This window comes from Streptomyces sp. CNX435, assembly GCF_059570575.1.
In genome coordinates, this window is sequence record NZ_JCANTA010000036.1 from 11,989 (window position 1) to 29,626 (window position 17,638).

At 74.2% G+C, this 17,638-nt stretch carries 15 protein-coding genes and 1 tRNA gene; 7 read left to right on the plus strand and 9 right to left on the minus strand.

Translation table 11 applies throughout. From position 1 onward, the window contains the following. Positions 1 to 106: 106 nt before the first annotated feature. Positions 107 to 1,642 (minus strand): aminopeptidase P family protein, encoded by a 1,536-nt coding sequence (locus T328_RS33950; protein ID WP_496500108.1) that lies wholly within the window; start codon positions 1,640 to 1,642, stop codon positions 107 to 109. A 125-nt stretch (positions 1,643 to 1,767) separates the two neighbouring features. Further along, positions 1,768 to 3,621 (minus strand): PP2C family protein-serine/threonine phosphatase, encoded by a 1,854-nt coding sequence (locus tag T328_RS33955; RefSeq protein WP_496500109.1) that lies wholly within the window; start codon positions 3,619 to 3,621, stop codon positions 1,768 to 1,770. A gap of 523 nt (positions 3,622 to 4,144) precedes the next feature. On the opposite strand from T328_RS33955, the gene T328_RS33960 reads away from it, so the two are divergent. Then, positions 4,145 to 4,879 carry a bifunctional DNA primase/polymerase gene (locus T328_RS33960; RefSeq protein ID WP_496500110.1) on the plus strand — a complete coding sequence of 245 codons (735 nt, stop codon included), beginning with the start codon at positions 4,145 to 4,147 and terminating at the stop codon, positions 4,877 to 4,879. Between the two features lie 315 nt (positions 4,880 to 5,194). On the opposite strand, the gene T328_RS33965 is transcribed toward T328_RS33960, so the two are convergent. The 3 genes from T328_RS33965 to T328_RS33975 form a co-directional block, all read right to left on the minus strand. Then, positions 5,195 to 6,172, minus strand: coding sequence for a DUF5926 family protein (locus tag T328_RS33965; RefSeq protein WP_496500111.1), 978 nt, complete (start codon positions 6,170 to 6,172; stop codon positions 5,195 to 5,197). Between the two features lie 74 nt (positions 6,173 to 6,246). Continuing rightward, positions 6,247 to 6,744, minus strand: a complete 498-nt coding sequence (locus T328_RS33970; RefSeq protein WP_496500128.1) for an ATP-binding protein — start codon at positions 6,742 to 6,744, stop codon at positions 6,247 to 6,249. A 140-nt stretch (positions 6,745 to 6,884) separates the two neighbouring features. After that, positions 6,885 to 7,862: a glycerophosphodiester phosphodiesterase family protein gene (locus T328_RS33975; RefSeq protein WP_496500112.1), complete on the minus strand. Its 978-nt coding sequence runs from the start codon at positions 7,860 to 7,862 to the stop codon at positions 6,885 to 6,887. A gap of 196 nt (positions 7,863 to 8,058) precedes the next feature. On the opposite strand from T328_RS33975, the gene T328_RS33980 reads away from it, so the two are divergent. Beyond that, positions 8,059 to 9,708 (plus strand): S1C family serine protease, encoded by a 1,650-nt coding sequence (locus tag T328_RS33980; protein WP_496500113.1) that lies wholly within the window; start codon positions 8,059 to 8,061, stop codon positions 9,706 to 9,708. 693 nt (positions 9,709 to 10,401) lie between these two features. Here the strand turns inward: T328_RS33980 and T328_RS33985 are convergent. Beyond that, the gene (locus T328_RS33985; protein ID WP_496500114.1) at positions 10,402 to 10,656 is read right to left on the minus strand and encodes a DUF8825 domain-containing protein; all 255 of its coding nucleotides are present in this window, start codon (positions 10,654 to 10,656) and stop codon (positions 10,402 to 10,404) included. Between the two features lie 341 nt (positions 10,657 to 10,997). Between T328_RS33985 and T328_RS33990 the strand changes: the two genes are divergently transcribed. Continuing rightward, a complete protein-coding gene (locus T328_RS33990; RefSeq protein WP_496500115.1) occupies positions 10,998 to 11,921 on the plus strand; it encodes an aminoglycoside phosphotransferase family protein in 924 nt (307 codons plus the stop codon). 25 nt (positions 11,922 to 11,946) lie between these two features. Beyond that, the gene (locus T328_RS33995; protein ID WP_496500116.1) at positions 11,947 to 12,447 is read left to right on the plus strand and encodes a GNAT family N-acetyltransferase; all 501 of its coding nucleotides are present in this window, start codon (positions 11,947 to 11,949) and stop codon (positions 12,445 to 12,447) included. A 307-nt stretch (positions 12,448 to 12,754) separates the two neighbouring features. Here T328_RS33995 and T328_RS34000 read toward each other — a convergent pair. The 3 genes from T328_RS34000 to T328_RS34010 form a co-directional block, all read right to left on the minus strand. Further along, positions 12,755 to 12,842: transfer RNA gene (locus tag T328_RS34000), tRNA-Ser, on the minus strand. 77 nt (positions 12,843 to 12,919) lie between these two features. Beyond that, positions 12,920 to 13,324, minus strand: coding sequence for a VOC family protein (locus tag T328_RS34005; RefSeq protein ID WP_496500117.1), 405 nt, complete (start codon positions 13,322 to 13,324; stop codon positions 12,920 to 12,922). Positions 13,325 to 13,479: 155 nt separating this feature from the next. Further along, positions 13,480 to 14,376 (minus strand): bifunctional DNA primase/polymerase, encoded by an 897-nt coding sequence (locus T328_RS34010; protein WP_496500118.1) that lies wholly within the window; start codon positions 14,374 to 14,376, stop codon positions 13,480 to 13,482. A gap of 248 nt (positions 14,377 to 14,624) precedes the next feature. Between T328_RS34010 and T328_RS34015 the strand changes: the two genes are divergently transcribed. The 3 genes from T328_RS34015 to T328_RS34025 all read left to right on the plus strand — a co-directional run bounded on the left by T328_RS34015 (position 14,625) and on the right by T328_RS34025 (position 17,632). Further along, positions 14,625 to 14,897 carry a hypothetical protein gene (locus tag T328_RS34015; RefSeq protein WP_496500129.1) on the plus strand — a complete coding sequence of 91 codons (273 nt, stop codon included), beginning with the start codon at positions 14,625 to 14,627 and terminating at the stop codon, positions 14,895 to 14,897. Positions 14,898 to 15,175: 278 nt separating this feature from the next. After that, positions 15,176 to 15,733: a SigE family RNA polymerase sigma factor gene (locus tag T328_RS34020; RefSeq protein WP_496500119.1), complete on the plus strand. Its 558-nt coding sequence runs from the start codon at positions 15,176 to 15,178 to the stop codon at positions 15,731 to 15,733. Positions 15,734 to 15,979: 246 nt separating this feature from the next. Beyond that, positions 15,980 to 17,632 (plus strand): long-chain fatty acid--CoA ligase, encoded by a 1,653-nt coding sequence (locus T328_RS34025; RefSeq protein ID WP_496500120.1) that lies wholly within the window; start codon positions 15,980 to 15,982, stop codon positions 17,630 to 17,632. Positions 17,633 to 17,638: the final 6 nt, after the last annotated feature.

A 17,638-nucleotide genomic window follows, 5' to 3' on the forward strand; every position in this document is an offset into this window, starting at 1 on the left:
TCATTCGTGCCAACCTTCCGCGCCCGTCCTGCGTCTTCCCCAGTGCACCGGCCGGTGTCCGCCCGTACGCACCGGCCGGTGCTCCGTACGTACCCCCCGGGTGCCGTCAGCCGCGCAGCCGCGCCATCCACGCCTCCACCTCGTCGGCCTGCCGCGGCAGCTGGTCCGACAGGTTCCGGCGGCCGTCCTCCGTCACCAGGATGTCGTCCTCGATCCGCACCCCGATGCCCCGGTACTCCTCGGGCACCGTCAGGTCGTCGAGCTGGAAGTACAGACCCGGTTCCACCGTCAGGCACATGCCGGCCCGCAGCGTTCCGCCCACGTACTCCTCGGTGCGGGCCGCGGCGCAGTCGTGGACGTCGATGCCGAGCATGTGTCCCGTGCCGTGCAGCGTCCAGCGCCGCTGCAGCCCCAGCTCCAGCACCTTGTCGACGTCCTCGACCTGCAGCAGCCCCCACTCGATGAGCTTCGCGGCCAGCACCCGCTGCGCCGCGTCGTGGAAGTCGCGGTACGCCGCGCCCGGCCGTACGGCGGCGATGCCCGCCTCCTGCGCCTCGTACACGGCGTCGTAGATCCGCCGCTGCAGCGGCGTGAACGTGCCGTCGATCGGGAGGGTGCGGGTGACGTCGGCGGTGTAGAGGTTGCGGGTCTCGACGCCCGCGTCGAGCAGGAGCATCTCGCCGGGGCGGGCCTCGCCGTCGTTGCGTACCCAGTGGAGCGTGGTGGCGTGCGGGCCGGCGGCGCAGATGGAGCTGTAGCCGACGTCGTTGCCCTCGACGCGGGCGCGGAGGAAGAACGTTCCCTCGATGTAGCGTTCGGTGGTGGCCTCGGCCCGGTCCAGGACCTTCACGACGTCCTCGAAGCCGCGCGCGGTCGACTCGCACGCGGATTCCAGCTCCGCGATCTCGAAGTCGTCCTTGACGAGCCGCATCTCGGAGAGGAAGACGCGGAACTCCTCGTCCCGCTCGCCGGTGACCTTGTCGGTCAGCGCCTTGTCGACGCCGGCGTCGTGGCCGCGCAGCAGCCGGACCGGACCGGTGGCCTCCGCCAGCTGGCCGGGCAGCTCGCGGACGTCCTTGACCGGCAGGCCGAGGAGCTTCTCGTTCTCGGTGAGGCTGTTGCGTCGGCCCACCCACAGCTCGCCCTGGCCGGAGAGCCAGAACTCGCCGTTGGTGCGGTCGGAGCGCGGCAGCAGGTACGCGGTGGCCTCGTGCCCCGGCTCGCCGTCGCCGCTGGTCACCGGCTCCAGGACGAGGACGCCGTCCTCGGTCTGGTCGCCGGTGAGGTAGGCGTAGTCGGAGGAGGGGCGGAAGGGGTAGTCGGTGTCGTTGGCCCGCACCTTGAGGTTGCCGGCGGGGACGACGAGGCGCTCGCCCGGGAAGCGGGCGGAGAGCGCGGCGCGGCGGCGGGCGGCGTACGCGGCCTGCGGGACGGGGCCGAGGTCGTGCCGTTCGGTGTCGGCCCAGCCGGACTTCATGTTCTCGGCGAGTTCGTCCGAGAGGGCGCCGTACAGGCCGTTCTTGCGCGGCTTGACGGCCTGCTCCCCGGCGCCGTCCGTGCCCCCGGTGCCCCCGGTGCCCTCTGCGGTCTCCTCGGTGTCCGCGGTGTCGGGCGTCCGGGTCTGCGGCTGCTCCTCGGTCACGGCTTCCTCCTCTGCGATGCGTCGGCCGCCTCCCAGCGTACGGCCGGAGGCGGGCGCGTAGTCCGGGCGAGCAGTGACGTTTCGAACGGCGGCGGCGGGCGCGGGCGCCGCGCGTGCCGCGGCCTTCAGCCGGTGAGCTGTACGGCGAGGAGGACGACGTCCTCCGGGTGGTCGGCGCCGTCGTCGGGGCCGGCGGGCAGGAGGCGGGCGAGGACGTGGTCGGTGAGGGCCTCGGGGTCGTCGCGTACGGCCGCGGGGGCGGTGGCGGCGGCGTGGTGCAGGCGGGTCATGGCCTGCTCGGTGGGCCGGCCGGTGCGGTGGAGGAGGCCGTCGGTGTACAGCAGGACGGTCTCACCGGGGGCGGGGTCGATGGTGACGCTGGGCGCCTCCCAGCAGGCCAGCATGCCCAGCGGCGCGGACAGCGAGGTCTCGGCGTACTCGGTGCGCCAGGGGCCGGTGACCAGCGGCGGGCAGTGGCCGGCGCCGGCGACGACGATGCTGCGGCGGCCCGGCGGGGCGTACGCGAAGAGGGCGGTGGCGCGGCGCCCGGGCTCGGTGAGCCGCAGCAGCAGTTCGAGGTCGGAGAGGACGGCGACCGGGTCCTCGCCCTCCATCACCGCGTACGCGCGCAGGCCGGCGCGCAGCTGCCCCATGGCGGCGACGGCGGCGGGCCCGCCGCCGCCGGCGGAGCCGACGGCGAGGCCGAGGGCGCCGTCGGGGAGGGGGAGGACGTCGTAGAAGTCGCCGCCGCCGAGGGGCCCGGTGCGGTGCCGGACGGCGACGCGGGCGCCGGGGACGTGCGGGAGGCGGGCGGGGAGCAGGGCGGCGCGTACGCCGTCGGCGGCGGTGCGGGCGCGGGCGAGGTCGAGGAGGCGGGCGAGGTGGTCGCCGGCGTGGCGGGCATAGAGGCCGGCGATGCGGCGTCGGCGGTCGGTGGGGCGGGCGGGTTCGTCGTAGAGCCACTCGACGGCGCCGAGGAGGGCGGGCGCGGGGTCCGCGGCGCCGGGCCGCGGGGCGCCGGGGCTGGTGCCCGGCTCCGGGGGCGGCCCGGGCCGGGCGGCGCCGGGCTGCGGGGATGGCCCGGGCGGCCCGGGCGGCCCGGGAGGCCCGCTGGATACGCAGCCGGGGTGGCCGCCGGGCCCGCCGTAGCCTGCCGGCCCGTAGTCGGGTGTGCCCGGTTGTGCGGGGCTCGGTGTGTCGGGGTATCCGGGTCCGGGTGAGTTGCCGGGTTGCCCCGGCAGCGGCGGCCCGGGGGACGGTCGGGCCGGCGCCGACTGCCCCGGGGCCGCGGGCCCGTACTCCGCCCGGCCGGCGTCGACCGGGCGGCCCTGTCCCGGAGCGGCCGGTCCCGGGCCCGCCGGCCCCCGCTGGCCGGTCCCCGGCTGGCCCGGCCGGGTCATGCCGCCCTGGTCCGGCTGTCCCGCCCCCGGGTGTCCCGCCCCCGGGCGTCCGGAATTCGCCGGTAGCCCGCCCGCCGGCCCGCCGCCGCCCGCCCGCGGCGCGGTCGCGGCGAGCGGCACCGCGTAGCCGGCCGCGTAGCCGAGGCGTACGGCGACGTCGTGGTGGCGGGGGTGGAGGTCGGCCTCGGCGGTGAGGTCGGGGCGGCAGACGTCGGCGGGGCGGGTGGCGGCGGGGGCGTCGAGGATCCGCCCGTACGACGTGGACGCGCGTGGCACCGTCTCGATGGCGCCCAGTTCCGCGACCCCGATGCCGTAGCCCACGCGGACGTCGGGGCCGCGGCCGTCGGCGGGCTGCAGCACGGCGAATCCCCGACGCGCACCGACCAGTTCCGCGCCGGCGCGCACGATCTCGTACAGCGCCTCCGTCAACTCGGTGGTGCGGGCGAGGCGTCCGGTCAGCTCGTGCAGCGCGGTGAGGTCGCCGGCCCAGGCGGAGAGGCGGTCGTACGAGGCCACGGGGGACTCGGAGGGGTGTGCGATAGCGGGTCGCAGCAGCCGTTGCAGCTCAATTCCAGCCACATTCGGGAACGGTGGGGTACTCAACGCCGGCGGCCTTCACACAGCGGTCGCGCACCCGCGGCCCGCGCTCCGGCGCGGCCCGCCCGTACGGGCCTGACCGGCACATGCATCGCGCTCAACAGCACTGCGGACCCTCATCTCATGCTGTACCACTCGCAATAGATCCACATTTACACGGACTGGTGATGCGATGTCCAGTGTTGTCGACTCGGGCGAGCTGGTGTCCGCGAGGCATCTATGATTGGCTGAAAATCGATGGGTGCTCTGTTCAATTGCGGTCGACTGGATTTCGACACGGAGGTCCCCACACAAGCCGGCAACGGCAGGAACCCGCCCAGGCGGCAGTGCGTCCTACAGAACAGAGCCCGGGCTCCGCCCTCGCGTGCTGTGCCATCGCACGCCCCGACGCACCGAAGCAGCGCACCGACGCAGCAGAGACACCGCACCGAGAACGCAGTGACTGCATGACCTTCGCAAGGTGATTCGGCCAGCAGACCCTGGTGCCACGGAAGGATGAGCGCTCATGCGCGAATATCCCGGAAAGCGGCGCATGCGTCACGGGCAGCGGGCGCTGCCGGACGCGGCGCTGACGTTCGCTTCGCAGTGGCAGTGGCCCGTCGTACCCGGAGCGGGCCTCGAACCCCCGCGGCGCAGCCGTCGGGACCGTACGCAGGACCGCACGCAGGACAGTGACAGCACGCAGACCCCGGACGCCGCCCGGCCGCGCGACCGCGGGTGCGCCTGCCCCTATGCCGAGTGCGCCGCACCCGGAGCCCATCCCTACGACCCCGGCGTGCTCGCCGCGACCACGGACCCGCGCATGGTCCGCTGGTGGTGGGAGCGGCGGCCGGACGCGCCGGTGCTGCTCGGCACCGGCGGACGCGCGCCGAGCGCGATCAGCCTGCCCGCCGTGACCGCCGCCCGGGCGCTGACCCGGCTGGACCGGCTCGGGGTGCGTACGGGGCCGGTGGTGGCGACACCGGAGCGCTGGGCGCTGCTGGTGGCCCCGTACGACTACGACGAACTCGGCGAGCTGCTCGGCGAACACGGCTGGGTGCCGGCCTCGCTGGGCTTCCACGGCGAGGGCGGCTACCTCGCGCTGCCGCCGTCGGAGACCGGCGCCGGCCGGGTCCGCTGGGAGCGGGCGCCGCGGCCGGACGGCGGGGCGCCGTGGCTGCCGCCGGTGGCGTCGGTGGTCGACGTCCTGGTGGAGGCGGTGGCGGCGGCCCCGGACGAGGGCAGCAGACTCGCCGGCTGAGAGGTGTGTACGGGCGGCGGGCCCTGGCGGGCTCGCCGCGCGGCCTGACGCGGATCCGTACGCGAAGTCTGACGCGCTGCCTGAACGGTGCGGAGCGTACGTACCGCGGGCTCACCCTGCTCCGCCTGCCTCCGCCTGCTCCGCCGTCAAGCTCTGCCCCATCGGCAGGCATATAAAGACCCGGCCGCTGGCGACGGGGGATGCACCAGCGACCGGGCTACAAGCGACCGTAACAACTCTTCAGCGTTTCGCAAATTCGAACGTCGTGATTCCCGTCAAATGACGGACCCGTCATACCACTCGGTATGCAGTTGATCAGCTGAGTGTCACCTGGCGGTTCGCGAGCCCGCCGCGGGCCTTGCGCTCCGCCCCCGTGAGCGGCTCGGTCACGGCCAGCGCGCCCGCCAGCCGCTCCCCGAACTCCGCGGCCGGCTTCTCACAGTCCACCGCCGTCATCGACGACGGCAGGTCCCACACCGGCACCACGAGGCCGTGCGCGCGGAACGACCCGACGAGCCGGGTCTCCTCCGCCAGCGCCGAGGTGCCGGCCGCGTGCAGCCGGGCGAGGGCGTCGAGGAGGCGCTCCTCGGGGTGGGGCATGACCCAGCGCAGGTGGTTCTTCTCCGGCGCCGCGCACCAGTACGCCGCCTCCACGCCGCCGAGGCGGACGGTGGGGATGGCCGCCGCGTTGGCCCGCTCCAGCGAGGCGGCGACCTCGCCCGTGGCCGACTCCGCGTCGTCCAGCCAGAACTCGAACCCGTCGTGCACCACCGGCTTCAGCGGCACCGACGTGTCGAGGAGGTCCTGCAGCCGCGGCCCGGCACCGCCGCCCGCGGGCGCGGCCGGTTCGACGGGGGAGCCGGGGGTGGCGGTCAGCGCGCGCTGGAGCACGTCGGCCAGGTCGCGGCTGACGTCGCCGGAGGCGGTGTCGTTCTGCAGCCCGAGGAGCACGGTGCCGTCGTCGCGGCGCAGCGCGGGCCAGGCCATGGGCAGCACGGTGGCGAGGGTGAGCGACGGTACGTCGTCGGGGAGGCCGGCGGCGAGCGTCAGCTCGGCGGTGCCGGCGGGCACCAGTTCGCGCAGCGCCACCCAGTCGCACTCGCCGGCCAGCCCCTCGAAGGGCCGGCGGACCAGCTCGGTGACGGCCTGCGCGGCGGCGCGGCCGTGGCACGCCTTGTACCGCCGGCCGGAGCCGCACGGGCAGGGCTCGCGGGCGCCGACGACGGGGATCTCGCCGTCGGGCACGGCGGCGGGCTGGGATGCCTTCGTACGGGGGCGGCGCTTCTTCGCCATGGCTGGAATGCTCCGTTCGGGGCGCGGGCGGTCACGTACCGCCGGAGCCTAGTCCCAGTCTTCGGTGTCCGGGCTCAGTGACCGGGCAGGGACGCCCAGACCGTGACCTCGCCGAGCGGGCCGGCGTCGTAGCGCACGCCCCAGTCGCAGGCGAGGGAGGAGATGATGGCCAGCCCGCGGCCGCCCTTGGCGGTGACCGAGGGTGTGGCGGGAAGTGGTCGGGTGGGTCCGCCACCGTCGGTGACGGAGACCGTGACGCGGCCGTCCGGATCGATGTGCCAGTCGGCCCGTACGCGGGTGTCCGCGGTACCGGGGGCCGGGGAGGTGTCCGCCCGGGCGCGTACGAGCACCTCGGCGTCCGCGGTCGCCGCGGCCGTGGCCAGCGGTCGGGCGTGCCGGCAGGCGTTGCTGAGCAGCTCGGACAGGACGAGCACGGCGTCGTCGACCGTCGCCTCCGACGTCCCCCGGGCGCGCAGGTCGGCGCGCAGGCGGCGCCGTGCCAGCCCCACTCCGTCCGGGCCGTGGGGAACGGCCATGGACGAAGCCGGCGCCTGCTGTGCCACCACGAACATCACCACCCCCAGCGATCTCCTCGCCCCGCAACAGGGAGTCAATGCCCCCGCCGGGTGGATCGGAAACCGGCCAACCGACGACCGGTGATGCACTCGTTACGTAACCGTGCGCAGTGCGCGCGCCGGTGTACTACGCGTAGTCATGCACCGTCGGTCGGCGGAGTGTCGTAGCCGATGCGGTCCAGCTGGGCCCGGACCTGGCGGGGGCGGTTGGTGATGACGGCCTCGACGCCGAGGCGGGCGCACAGGGCGACGTCGTCGGGCTCGTCGACGGTCCAGACGTGGACGCGGTGGCCGGCGCGGTGGAGACGGTCGACGTAGCCGGGGTTGCTCCGGACGATCCGCATGCTCGGGCCGGCGATGCCGACGCTGCGCGGGAGGCGGCCGTCGCGGAAGCGGGGGAGGAGGAACTGCATGAGGAAGACGGTCGGGACGGCGGGCGCGGCGGCGTGGACGCGGTGCAGCGAGCGGGCGGAGAAGCTCATCACCCGTACGAGGGAGGGCTCGTCGGCGGCGGGGGCGGAGCCGGGGGCTGCCGCGGCCCGCGCGCCGGCGCCGGCGCGCGGGCCGCGACCGATGCGCGGCCCGGGCGCGGGGGCCGCCGGGCCGGCGAGGCCGAACCGGCGCAGCAGCTCCACCAGCTTCTCCTCCACCTGACCCGCCCACCGGGTGGGGTGCTTGGTCTCGATGGCCAGCTCCACCCGCCGCCCGGAGTCGGTCACCAGCTCCAGCAGCCGCTCCAGGGTGAGTACCGAGGTGCGTTCCCAGTCCGGTTCCTCCGGTGTCTCGCGCTGCCGCCGGCCCACCTCGTCGCGGCGCTTCTCGCGCTCCTGCCAGGAACCGAAGTCGAGCGCGGCGAGGTCGGCCAACTCCAGGGCGGAGACGGCGCCGCGGCCGTCGGAGGTACGGTTGACGCGCCGGTCGTGGACGCAGACGAGATGGCCGTCGGCGGTGAGCCGCACGTCGCACTCCAGGGCGTCGGCGCCCTCCTCGATGGCCGTGCGGTACGCCGCCAGCGTGTGCTCCGGCGCCGCCTCGGACCCGCCCCGGTGCGCGACGACGGCGGGCGGGCCCGGCTCCGTACGCCCGTACGGCCGATCCGCTGGTGCTTGGCTCACCGGCCCATCGTGCCACCCGGCGCGGCTCCCGGCCCGGCCCTCGTCTGCCACCCAGGGGATGCGCCAGATATGTCCTAAGTAAAGGATGTCAGCTAAAGACTAGATGCGGTTTACCGTCCGCTGACAACCGGTGCGGGAACCTGGTGGGGCGGGTAGGCGCGACTGGCACCTGGCGTGAGACGTGAAGGAGAGAGCTGTGAGCACCGAGAACGACGGCGCGACGCCTCCGCGGCCGGATTTCCCGCCGCCGGATGCGGGAGCGAGGTCTCCGGTCGAGTCTCCTGAGCGCGCGAGCGGCGGGGCCGGCGGAGCCTGGCCCGCGGGACCGGAAGGGCCGGGTGGTTCGGACACCCCTGCCGGCTCTCCGGGTGGCCCGGGTGCCGGCGGGCACGGTGATGAGCGTACGGAGCAGTTTGCGGCGGTCAGGGCCGCGGGCGGTAGGGGCTCCGGCGCCGGCCACACCGTGCCCGACGGAGGTCAGGCCGGGCCCACCGGCGCCGCCGGCTCCTCCGGCGGCGCCGGCCCGCAGTGGCCCCCGCCGCCGGTGGGAGGTTCCCCGGCGGGCTCCGGCCCGGCGGGCCCCGGCGCCGAGGGCGCGGGGGCGCCCACCCAGCCCGGCTGGGGCAGTGCCCAGCCCCCCGGCGGCAGCGGCTGGGACTCCGCCCCGCGCCCGTCCGGCAACGGCGGCGGCCGGCGCGTCGGCACGGTGGTCGTGGCCACCCTCGTCGCCGCGCTGATCGGCGGCGGTATCGGCGGCGGCATCGGGTACTGGGCGGCCGAGGACGACGACTCCAGCGGCACGTCGACGACGGTCTCCGGCACCCAGGACGGCCAGGAGATCGAGAACCCGCCCGGCTCGGTCGCCGGCATCGCCGACAATGCGCTGCCCAGCGTCGTCACCATCGAGGCGAGCGGCGGCGGCGGTGACAGCGGCACCGGCGAGGAGGGCGGCGCCGCCACCGGCACCGGCTTCGTCTACGACAAGCAGGGCCACATCCTCACCAACAACCACGTCGTGGCGGGCGCCGAGGGCGCCGGCACGCTGACGGCGACGTTCTCCAACGGCAAGACGTACGACGCCGAGGTCGTCGGCCAGGCCAGCGGCTACGACGTGGCCGTCATCAGGCTCACCGACGCCTCCGACGCCAACCTGACGCCATTGCCGCTCGGCGACTCCGACAAGGTCGACGTCGGCGACCAGACCATCGCCATCGGCTCGCCCTTCGGCCTGTCGGGCACGGTCACCACCGGCATCGTCAGCGCCAAGAACCGCCCGGTGGCCTCCGGCGACGCGACCGGCCAGGAGCAGGCGTCGTACATGAACGCCCTGCAGACCGACGCCTCCATCAACCCCGGCAACTCCGGCGGCCCGCTGCTGGACCACGACGGCAACGTGATCGGCATCAACTCCGCGATCCGGCCGGCGGACAGCGGCAGCCCGTTCGGCGGCGGGCAGGGCGGCAGCATCGGGCTGGGCTTCGCGATCCCGATCAACCAGGCCGACTGGGTCGCCGGCACGCTCATCGAGACCGGCGAGCCTGTCTACGCGATCATCGGTGTCTCCGTCGACAACTCGTACCAGGACAAGGGCGCGAAGGTCAGCGAGTCGGGCAGCGAGGCGGCCGGCGACCCGGTGACGCCCGGCGGGCCGGCGGCCGACGCGGGACTGGAGCCCGGGGACGTCATCACCAGGCTGGACGACACCGTGATCGACAGCGGGCCGACGCTGATCGCGCAGCTGTGGGCGCACAAGCCGGGCGACAAGGTGGAGATCACCTACGAGCGCGGCGGCGACCAGCAGACGACGGAGGTCACCCTCGGCGAACGCGAGGGCGACCAGCAGTAGGTCCCACGCGGCGGCCGGTCACCCGGGAGGGGTTGCCAACTGGTGGTCGGGGAGTGTGCACGAGGGTGGTGTGACTCGTTCGTGTGATGGTCGGCTTGTGGGCTTGCGGTGTCGTGGGCTGTTCGGGCTACGGTGATCGTGCGATCTGGGACGCCGGGTGTGGTGCCAGCGTGCGGGGCCCCCGCTCCACCGGAGTGATGGTTCGGGGCTTCCCCGTCGCCCTCTGGCCGTGCCCACATGGCCAGGTCGTGAGGGAACCGGCCTCCCGGGATCGGACCACGGACAGGATCCGTGTCGCTGCCCCGGGGTCGAGTACGCCGGGGACCAGTACGCCCAAGACCGTTCGGGGCGCGCGGCTGAACGGAGTCACTCCCGCTCAGTCCACAGGAACGGTGGCCGGCCGCTGTGCTGTGGGTGCGTCGGTGCGGGGTGCGGGGTGCGGGGTGCGGGGGCGGCGAACCGGGGAGCCCGGGCCGGGTGTTCAGGGCCGTTCCCTCAAACGGCCCTGCCCCTCACCCGGCCCGGACCGGCTCACGACCGGGGCCCGTCACCGCCCCGGTCCGAACCTCCCCGCACCGGACCCGTCCCCTGTCCGGGTCCGGTAGGCGGTGGCGCGTGAGTCCGTGAGTCCCGTAGTCCCGTACGGCACACGGACCGTCTCCGCGACCCCGCCCCGCGTCTCCGCGCCGGTCGTCACCCGCCGCGGGCGCTCTCCGCCCGCGCCTCCGCCCAGGCCGCCTCCTTGAGTGCCATCCGGGCGGCCGGCCGCCGGCCGCCCGCCGTCTGCCAGTACGGATGGGTGGACACCCGCACCGACAGCCGCAGCAATCGCCGCCGCAGGACCGCGGTTTCGCTGGCGCTGTGCCGCGGCTCTTCGGCGAGCCTGCGATACACCGCGTACCAGTCGCGCTGGGTCTGGACGAGGTCTTCGGGGAAGGTGTGGGTCACGCAGTTATTCTGACACGTGTTCGATTTTCGAGTCACGCGTATTCCTCGGATCCCCTCCGCTCGCGGCGGCCCGCCGCTCCGCCGCGAGCAGCAGCGCCTCCGTCGCCGGCGCCTTGACCTGCCCGTACTCCTTCAGCTCCGACAGGGCGCGCGGCCCCGGCACCGCAGCCCCGCGGCCGGCCGGGCTGGTACGCCACCACAGCCGCCGGCTGCGGCTCGTCGGAGAAAGGCATTCCGCCGGTGTCCGCCCGTGTCCGCCGGTGCGACCGCGTAAAACCGTTCGACAGCGCGGGCGTCCGGGAGATGGGATGAGGCGGACCCCGGGCCGGGAGGAGAGTCGTTTGTCGGCCGAGACCACCGAGGGCGCCGCCGCCGTCGCCGCGCCCGTCGTCGACGAGGCGCTGGCCGGGCGCCTGTTGGCGGCGCAGTTCCCGCGGTGGGCGCATCTGCCGCTACGGCGCCTGCACCCCGGCGGCCTGGACCACGTGATCTTCCGGCTCGGCGACGCCATGACCGTACGCCTCCCGCGCGGCGACTGGGCCGCGGGGCAGGCCGAGAAGGAACTCCTGTGGCTGCCCCGGCTCGCCCCCCACCTGCCGCTGGCGGTCCCGGCGCCGCTGGAGGTGGGCGAGCCGGCGTTCGGCTATCCGTGGCACTGGTCGGTGTCGCGGTGGCTCGACGGCGAGACGGCCACCCACGACGGTCTGAAGGACCCGGAGGAGGCCGCGGCGGAGATGGCGGCTTTCCTGGGCGCGTTGCAGGGACTGGCGCTGCCTTCCGACGGGTCGTACGGGCTGCTCTCCCCCGCCGAACCGCTACGGGACCGCGACCGCGCGACGCGGGCGGCGATCGCGGCGGTGGGCGCGGACGGGACGTTCGACGCCGGCGCGCTGACGGCTGTGTGGGAGGCGGCCGTCGAGGCGGAGGACCGCGCCGCCGGGCCGCCGGTGTGGTTCCACGGCGACATGCACAACGGCAACCTCCTCACCCGCGCCGGTCAGCTCAGCGCCGTCCTCGACTTCGGCGGCCTGGGCGTCGGCGACCCGGCCTGCGACCTGGTCGTCGCCTGGACCCTGCTGGACGCGGGCCCGCGCCGCGTGTTCCGCGAGGCACTGCGCGCGGACGACGCGGCGTGGGCGCGGGGACGGGGCTGGGCGCTGACGACGGGGCTCGGCGCGTACACGGCGTATGCGGCGACGAAACCGAACGTCGCCCGGGACACCGCCCGCCAGATCACGGAGGCCCTGGCGGACGCCACGCCGTAGCCGCCGGTCGCGAGGGAGAGAGACGATGGCCACCGAGGACGCGCACACCGGGAACGCGCACAACGGGGACGCGCACAACTGGGACGCGCGCATCGAGCCGGCGACCACGGCCGACTTCCACCGGGTCCTCGCCGACCACCCCCGCTACTGGGGCGAACGCGACCTGCGCCCGCTCCATCTCCTCGCGATGGTGCAGGAGTTCGGCGACACCTGCCTGGTCGCCCGCGCCGCCGACGGCATCCACGGCTACGTCTTCGGCTTCGTCACCCCGGCCGGCACGGCCTACGTCCACCTGATCGCCACCCGCGACGACACCCGCGGCACGGGCCTGGGCCGCCGCCTGTACGGGGCGTTCGCCGCGGCGGCGGGGCGGCAGGGGGCGGCGCGGCTGAAGGCGATCACGTCGGTGGAGAACACGGGGTCGCAGTCGTTCCACCGCCGGCTGGGGTTCGAGGCCCGGGTGGTGGAGGACTACAACGGGGCGGGGCAGCCGATGGTGGTGTTCCACCGGACGCTGCCGCTGTAGGGTCGCGGGGTCGCGGGGGCGGGGTCAACTTTCGTAGCGGCGTGCGGCGTCGGCGGAGCGGGGTCCGCTGGCCCACACATGGCCCATACGGTTTGGTCGAACCTGAGATACCAGTGGTTCGGGGTGAGACAGCCTTGGCTGAGCACGGGGACGGGCCCGAAGGGTCCTGAATCCTGGCCGCAGGTTGGCCGCACACACTGGTCAGGAGTGGGAAACCCGCGAGTCAGGGTGAGACAGCCCCAGTTCGGCGGGGGCGCCGTCCGGATACGGCGGCGCCCCTGCTGAGCTGGGGCTTCGTCGCGTCAGGCGGAGAGTGTGGGATTCGAACCCACGGTGACGGGATACGCCACGACGGTTTTCAAGACCGTTCCCTTAGGCCGCTCGGGCAACTCTCCCTGCCGCCGGCTCGGCGGCGGCAGGGACCAAGGCTAGCGGTTCGGGTGGCGGGGTCGCGTGCGGGTTGGGGGTGGAGTCAGGAGGCTGCGGCGGTGGGGTCCATCCAGAAGATCTCCCACTGGTGGCCGTCCGGGTCGAGGAAGCTGCGGCCGTACATGAAGTCCTGGTCGTTGGGCTCGTTCGCGACGGCCCCGCCCGCGGCGAGGGCCTTGTCGACGATCTCGTCCACCGCCGCGCGGCTGTCCACGCTCAGGGCGAGGATCGCCTCCGTGGCGGTGGTGGTGTCGGCGATCTGGTTCTTGGTGAAGCCCTTGAAGAACGGCTCCGTGAGGAGCATCGCGTAGATGTCGTCCGTGATGACGAGGCAGGTGGCGTTCTCGTCCGTGAAGTTCTCGTCGAAGCGGTAGCCGAGGGCGGTGAAGAAGGCCGTCGAGCGGTCCAGGTCCTTCACGGGCAGGTTGACGAAGATCTTGTGCGGCATGGTGGTGGCCCCTCTCCGGGCTGCGGTGGGTCGGTTCCTGGAGCGCGCTGTCTGTGAGGGTAGACGGGGTGGGCGCGCGGAACTCATCGGTGGGAGGGAGGGGCACGGGGATTCTTTCTGCGGGCTGCAGCGGGGCTGCGCGGGCTGCGGCGGGGTTACGGGGGTGTGTGGCGTGCCGCTGACGCCACCGTTGCCGCCGCCTCCCGTTCCGGCAGGCCCGTGGTGACCGCCGCGCGGACCAGCGCCGCCGCGACGTCCGGGCCCTGGCCCGTCTCGTACGCGCGGCAGGCGGCCCAGAACAGGCGGGCGTTGCGTTCGCCGGGGCGGGAGGCGGCGACGAAGCGGATCAGGGCGTCCGCGCGGCGTTCGCGTCCCGGGAGGTCGTCCGGGGGTGCCTGGGCCGCCGACGGCGGCGGGGGCGGGGTCGAGGTCGGCGGCGGGGTCGGTGGGGGTGGGGTGAGGAGGCGGAGCAGGGCCCTCGGGGCGGGGGCCGGGGCGCGGGTGGAGCGGGGGGCCAGGCGGTACGCGCCGTGCAGGGTGCGGGAGCCGGGGCCGGCGAGGTAGCCGCCGGTGCCGCGGACGTCGACGCCGGGTGCGAGGCGGCCCGCGGAGTTGGGGACCGTGTGGCCGGGGTGGCCGGTGAGCCAGAGGTGCCGGCCGCCGCTCGGGGTGAGGACGACCACCGTGGGCGGCAGCACGATCCCGTGCGTGGCGAGCAGCGACTCGAACACCCCGAGCACGTCGGTCCCAGCCTTCACGTCGAGGTCCAGCCCGATCAGGTGATGCGGCGGCCGGCCGCACGCGATGCCGTATCCCGTCGCCCAGGGGGCGGCGGCGAAGAGGGTGTGTATGGCGTCGGAGTCGGTCGTCGCGTCGTACACGCCGTGGCCTATACGCCCGCACTCCCCGCGGCAGGGCACCCGCGGCCAGTCCGCGTGGTGCGGGGAGCGGACCGCGGGCTGCTTCGCGCGGGACAGCGGGAAGACGGGCAGGCCGCGGCGGGCGGCGGCCAGCGCGGCGGTGAGGGCGTGGCTGTGTACGGAGCTGTCCATGCCTTCAGTCTCGTACAAATGTTCGATAACCGAAAGTGTCCGGCTGTGCGGGTTTACCCGGCGTCGATCACGCCTGCGGGGGAAACGGCCACCGATCCCCGATAGTCCCGGGATCCGCGGGCAACGATGCTCTCGCAACGTCGCAAGCCGCCGGAGAGCCGGCCGGAACCCCGGTCAACTCCCGGCCACGGAACCGTCTTCCGTTACATAGGAGGAAGTAGATGGCACGCACTCGTACGGCCCGCATCATGGCCGCGGCAGCTTCACTGCCGCTCGCTGTCGCACTCTTCGGAGGGGTGGCGCACGCGGACAACGGGGCGTTCGCCAACGACGAATCCCACTCCGCGATCGTCGGCCAGCTCGGCGGCGTCGGTGACGACAACTTCGGCAACAACGCCCAGACCCAGCAGGTCGCCAACGGTGACGGCGGCTACAACGAGTCCAACACCGCCAACGTCCAGGGGTTCGGCAACGTCGTCGACCAGTCGGACACGGTGATCGCCTTCACCTACATCTGGTAAGGGCCACGCAGTTCGGGGTGCGCATGGGGATGGCCGCGCGACCGCACCGTCACGGTGCGGTCGCGCGGTCGCGTTCGGGGGCGGGTCGCCCGACCGCGACGTCGTGGACGCGCCGGTCGCGATCACGGGACCCCCGGCCTGGTGCCCCCGAGGGGTCCGCCCGCCGGACCTCCACCTACGGGAGGTCCGGCCAGCCGGAGACCTACTCCCTCGGGTGGAGCACGCACCGCGACCTCCGGGCGATCCGCCGACCCGGGTGCCGCTCCTAGCGTGGAGACATGTCCACAGCCAGCAGCACCGACGCCCCCGCGGCGGGCACCACGCGACCGCCCCTTCCGACATTCGCGGCGTACGTGAACCTGCGGGGGCCGGTGCTGCTGCGCACCGCGCGCTCCCTTACCACCAGCCCCTGGGACGCCGAGGACCTGCTGCAGACCGCGCTGGCGCAGACCTACCTGGCCTGGGACCGGATCGAGGATCCGCGCGCCCTCGACGGCTACGTACGCCGCGCGCTGCTCAACACCCGCACCTCGCAGTGGCGCAAGCGCCGCGTCGACGAGTACGCCGCGGGCGACGACCTCCCCGAGCCCGCCCCCGTCCCCGGCCCCGACCCGGCGGAGCACCAGGCGATGCGCGACGCGATGTGGCGCGCGGTGCTGCGGCTGCCGGAGCGGCAGCGGGCGATGGTGGTGCTGCGGTACTACGAGGACCTGAGCGAGGCGCAGACGGCGGCCGTGCTGGGGGTGTCGGTGGGGACGGTGAAGAGCGCGGTCTCGCGCGCGCTGGCGAAGCTCCGGGAGGACACGGGGCTGGGGGAGCTGGCGCAGGCGGCGTAGCCCCCGCGCCCGCGGAGCGCCGCGGGGTCGCGGGGGCGCGTACGGAGGGGTGCGGCGCGTACGGAGCGGCGCCTGCGGAGCGTCGCGTACGGAGGGGCGCGGCGCGTACGGAGTGGCGCGTACGGAGCGGCGCATATGGGGCGTAGACACCCCGCCCGAGGTAGTGACAAGGCGCCCGGTCACCAGCAGAATCAGCGCCAGCGATTACTGGCGCGTAACCGCTTCCTATCCCCCGGGAGGCCCTCCGTGTTGAGCACGATGCAGGACGTACCGCTGACCATCTCGCGGATCGTGACCCACGGTTCGACCATCCACGGCTCCGCCAGGGTCATCACCTGGACCGGCGCGGACGAGCCACCGCAGACCCGCACCTACGCCGCCGTCGGCGCCCGCGCCGCGCAGCTCGCGCACGCGCTCCGCGACGAGCTGGGCGTACGGCCGCAGGAGCCCGTCGGCACCCTCATGTGGAACAACGCCGAGCACCTGGAGGCCTACCTCGCCCTCCCCGCCATGGGCTCCGTCCTGCACACCCTCAACCTCCGTCTCGACCCGCGCCAGCTCACGTGGATCGTCAACCACGCCGCCGACCGCGTCATCCTCACCAACGGCACCCTCCTCCCCCTCCTCGTGCCGCTGCTGCCGCAGATGCCGCGCGTCGAGCACGTCGTCGTCGCCGGCCCCGGCGACCGCGCGCTCCTCGACGGCGCCCACGTCACCGTCCACGAGTACGAGGAACTCGTCGCCGGCCGCCCCGAGACGTACGACTGGCCCGTGCTCGACGAACGCGAGACCGCCGCCCTCTGCTACACCTCCGGCACCACCGGCGACCCCAAGGGCACCCTCTACAGCCACCGCTCCGTCTACCTGCACTCCCTCGGCGTCCTCGCCGCCGAGTCCTTCGGCATCACGTCGCACGACCTCGTGCTGCCGATCGTGCCGATGTTCCACGTCAACGCCTGGGGCCTGCCGCACGCCGCCTTCATGGCCGGCACCTCCCTGCTGATGCCCGACCGCTTCCTGCAGCCCGGCCCGATCGCCGACATGATGGAGACCTGCCGGCCCACCATCAGCGGCGCCGTCCCCAGCATTTGGCAGGGCCTCCTCAACGAACTCGACGCCCGGCCCCGCGACGTCTCCTCCATGCGCACCGCCATCATCGGCGGCTCCGCCTGCTCGCCCCAGCTCATGCGGGGCTTCGAGGAGCGGCACGGCATCCGCGTCGTCCAGGCGTGGGGCATGACGGAGACCTCGCCGCTGGGCTGCATCGCGCACCCGCCGCCCGGGCTGGAGCCGGCGGAGGAGTTCCCGTACCGGCTGAAGCAGGGGCGCTTCCCGGCGAGCGTGGAGGCGCGGCTGCGCGGCCCGGACGGGAACCTGCTGCCGCACGACGGCGAGTCGGCGGGGGAGCTGGAGGTACGCGGGCCGTGGATCACGGGCGCGTACTACGGGGGCGCGGACGGCGAGCCGTTCCGGCCGGAGGACAAGTTCAGCGAGGACGGCTGGCTGCGCACCGGCGACGTCGGCACGATCACGGCCGACGGCTATCTGACGCTGACGGACCGGGCGAAGGACGTCATCAAGTCGGGCGGCGAGTGGATCTCGTCGATGGAGCTGGAGAACCATCTGATGGCCCACCCGGACGTCACAGAGGCGGCGGTCATCGCCGTGCCGGACGAGAAGTGGGACGAACGGCCGCTGGCGGCGGTGGTGGTGCGCGAGGGCGCGGCCGTGACGTACGAGGAGCTGCAGGCGCACCTGGGGAAGCGGATCGCGAAGTGGCAGCTGCCGGAGCGGTGGGTGCGGATCGGGGAGGTGCCGAAGACGAGCGTGGGGAAGTTCGACAAGAAGGTGCTGCGGAGGCGGTACGCGGACGGGGAGTTGCCGGTCACGCGGCTGTGACGTTTT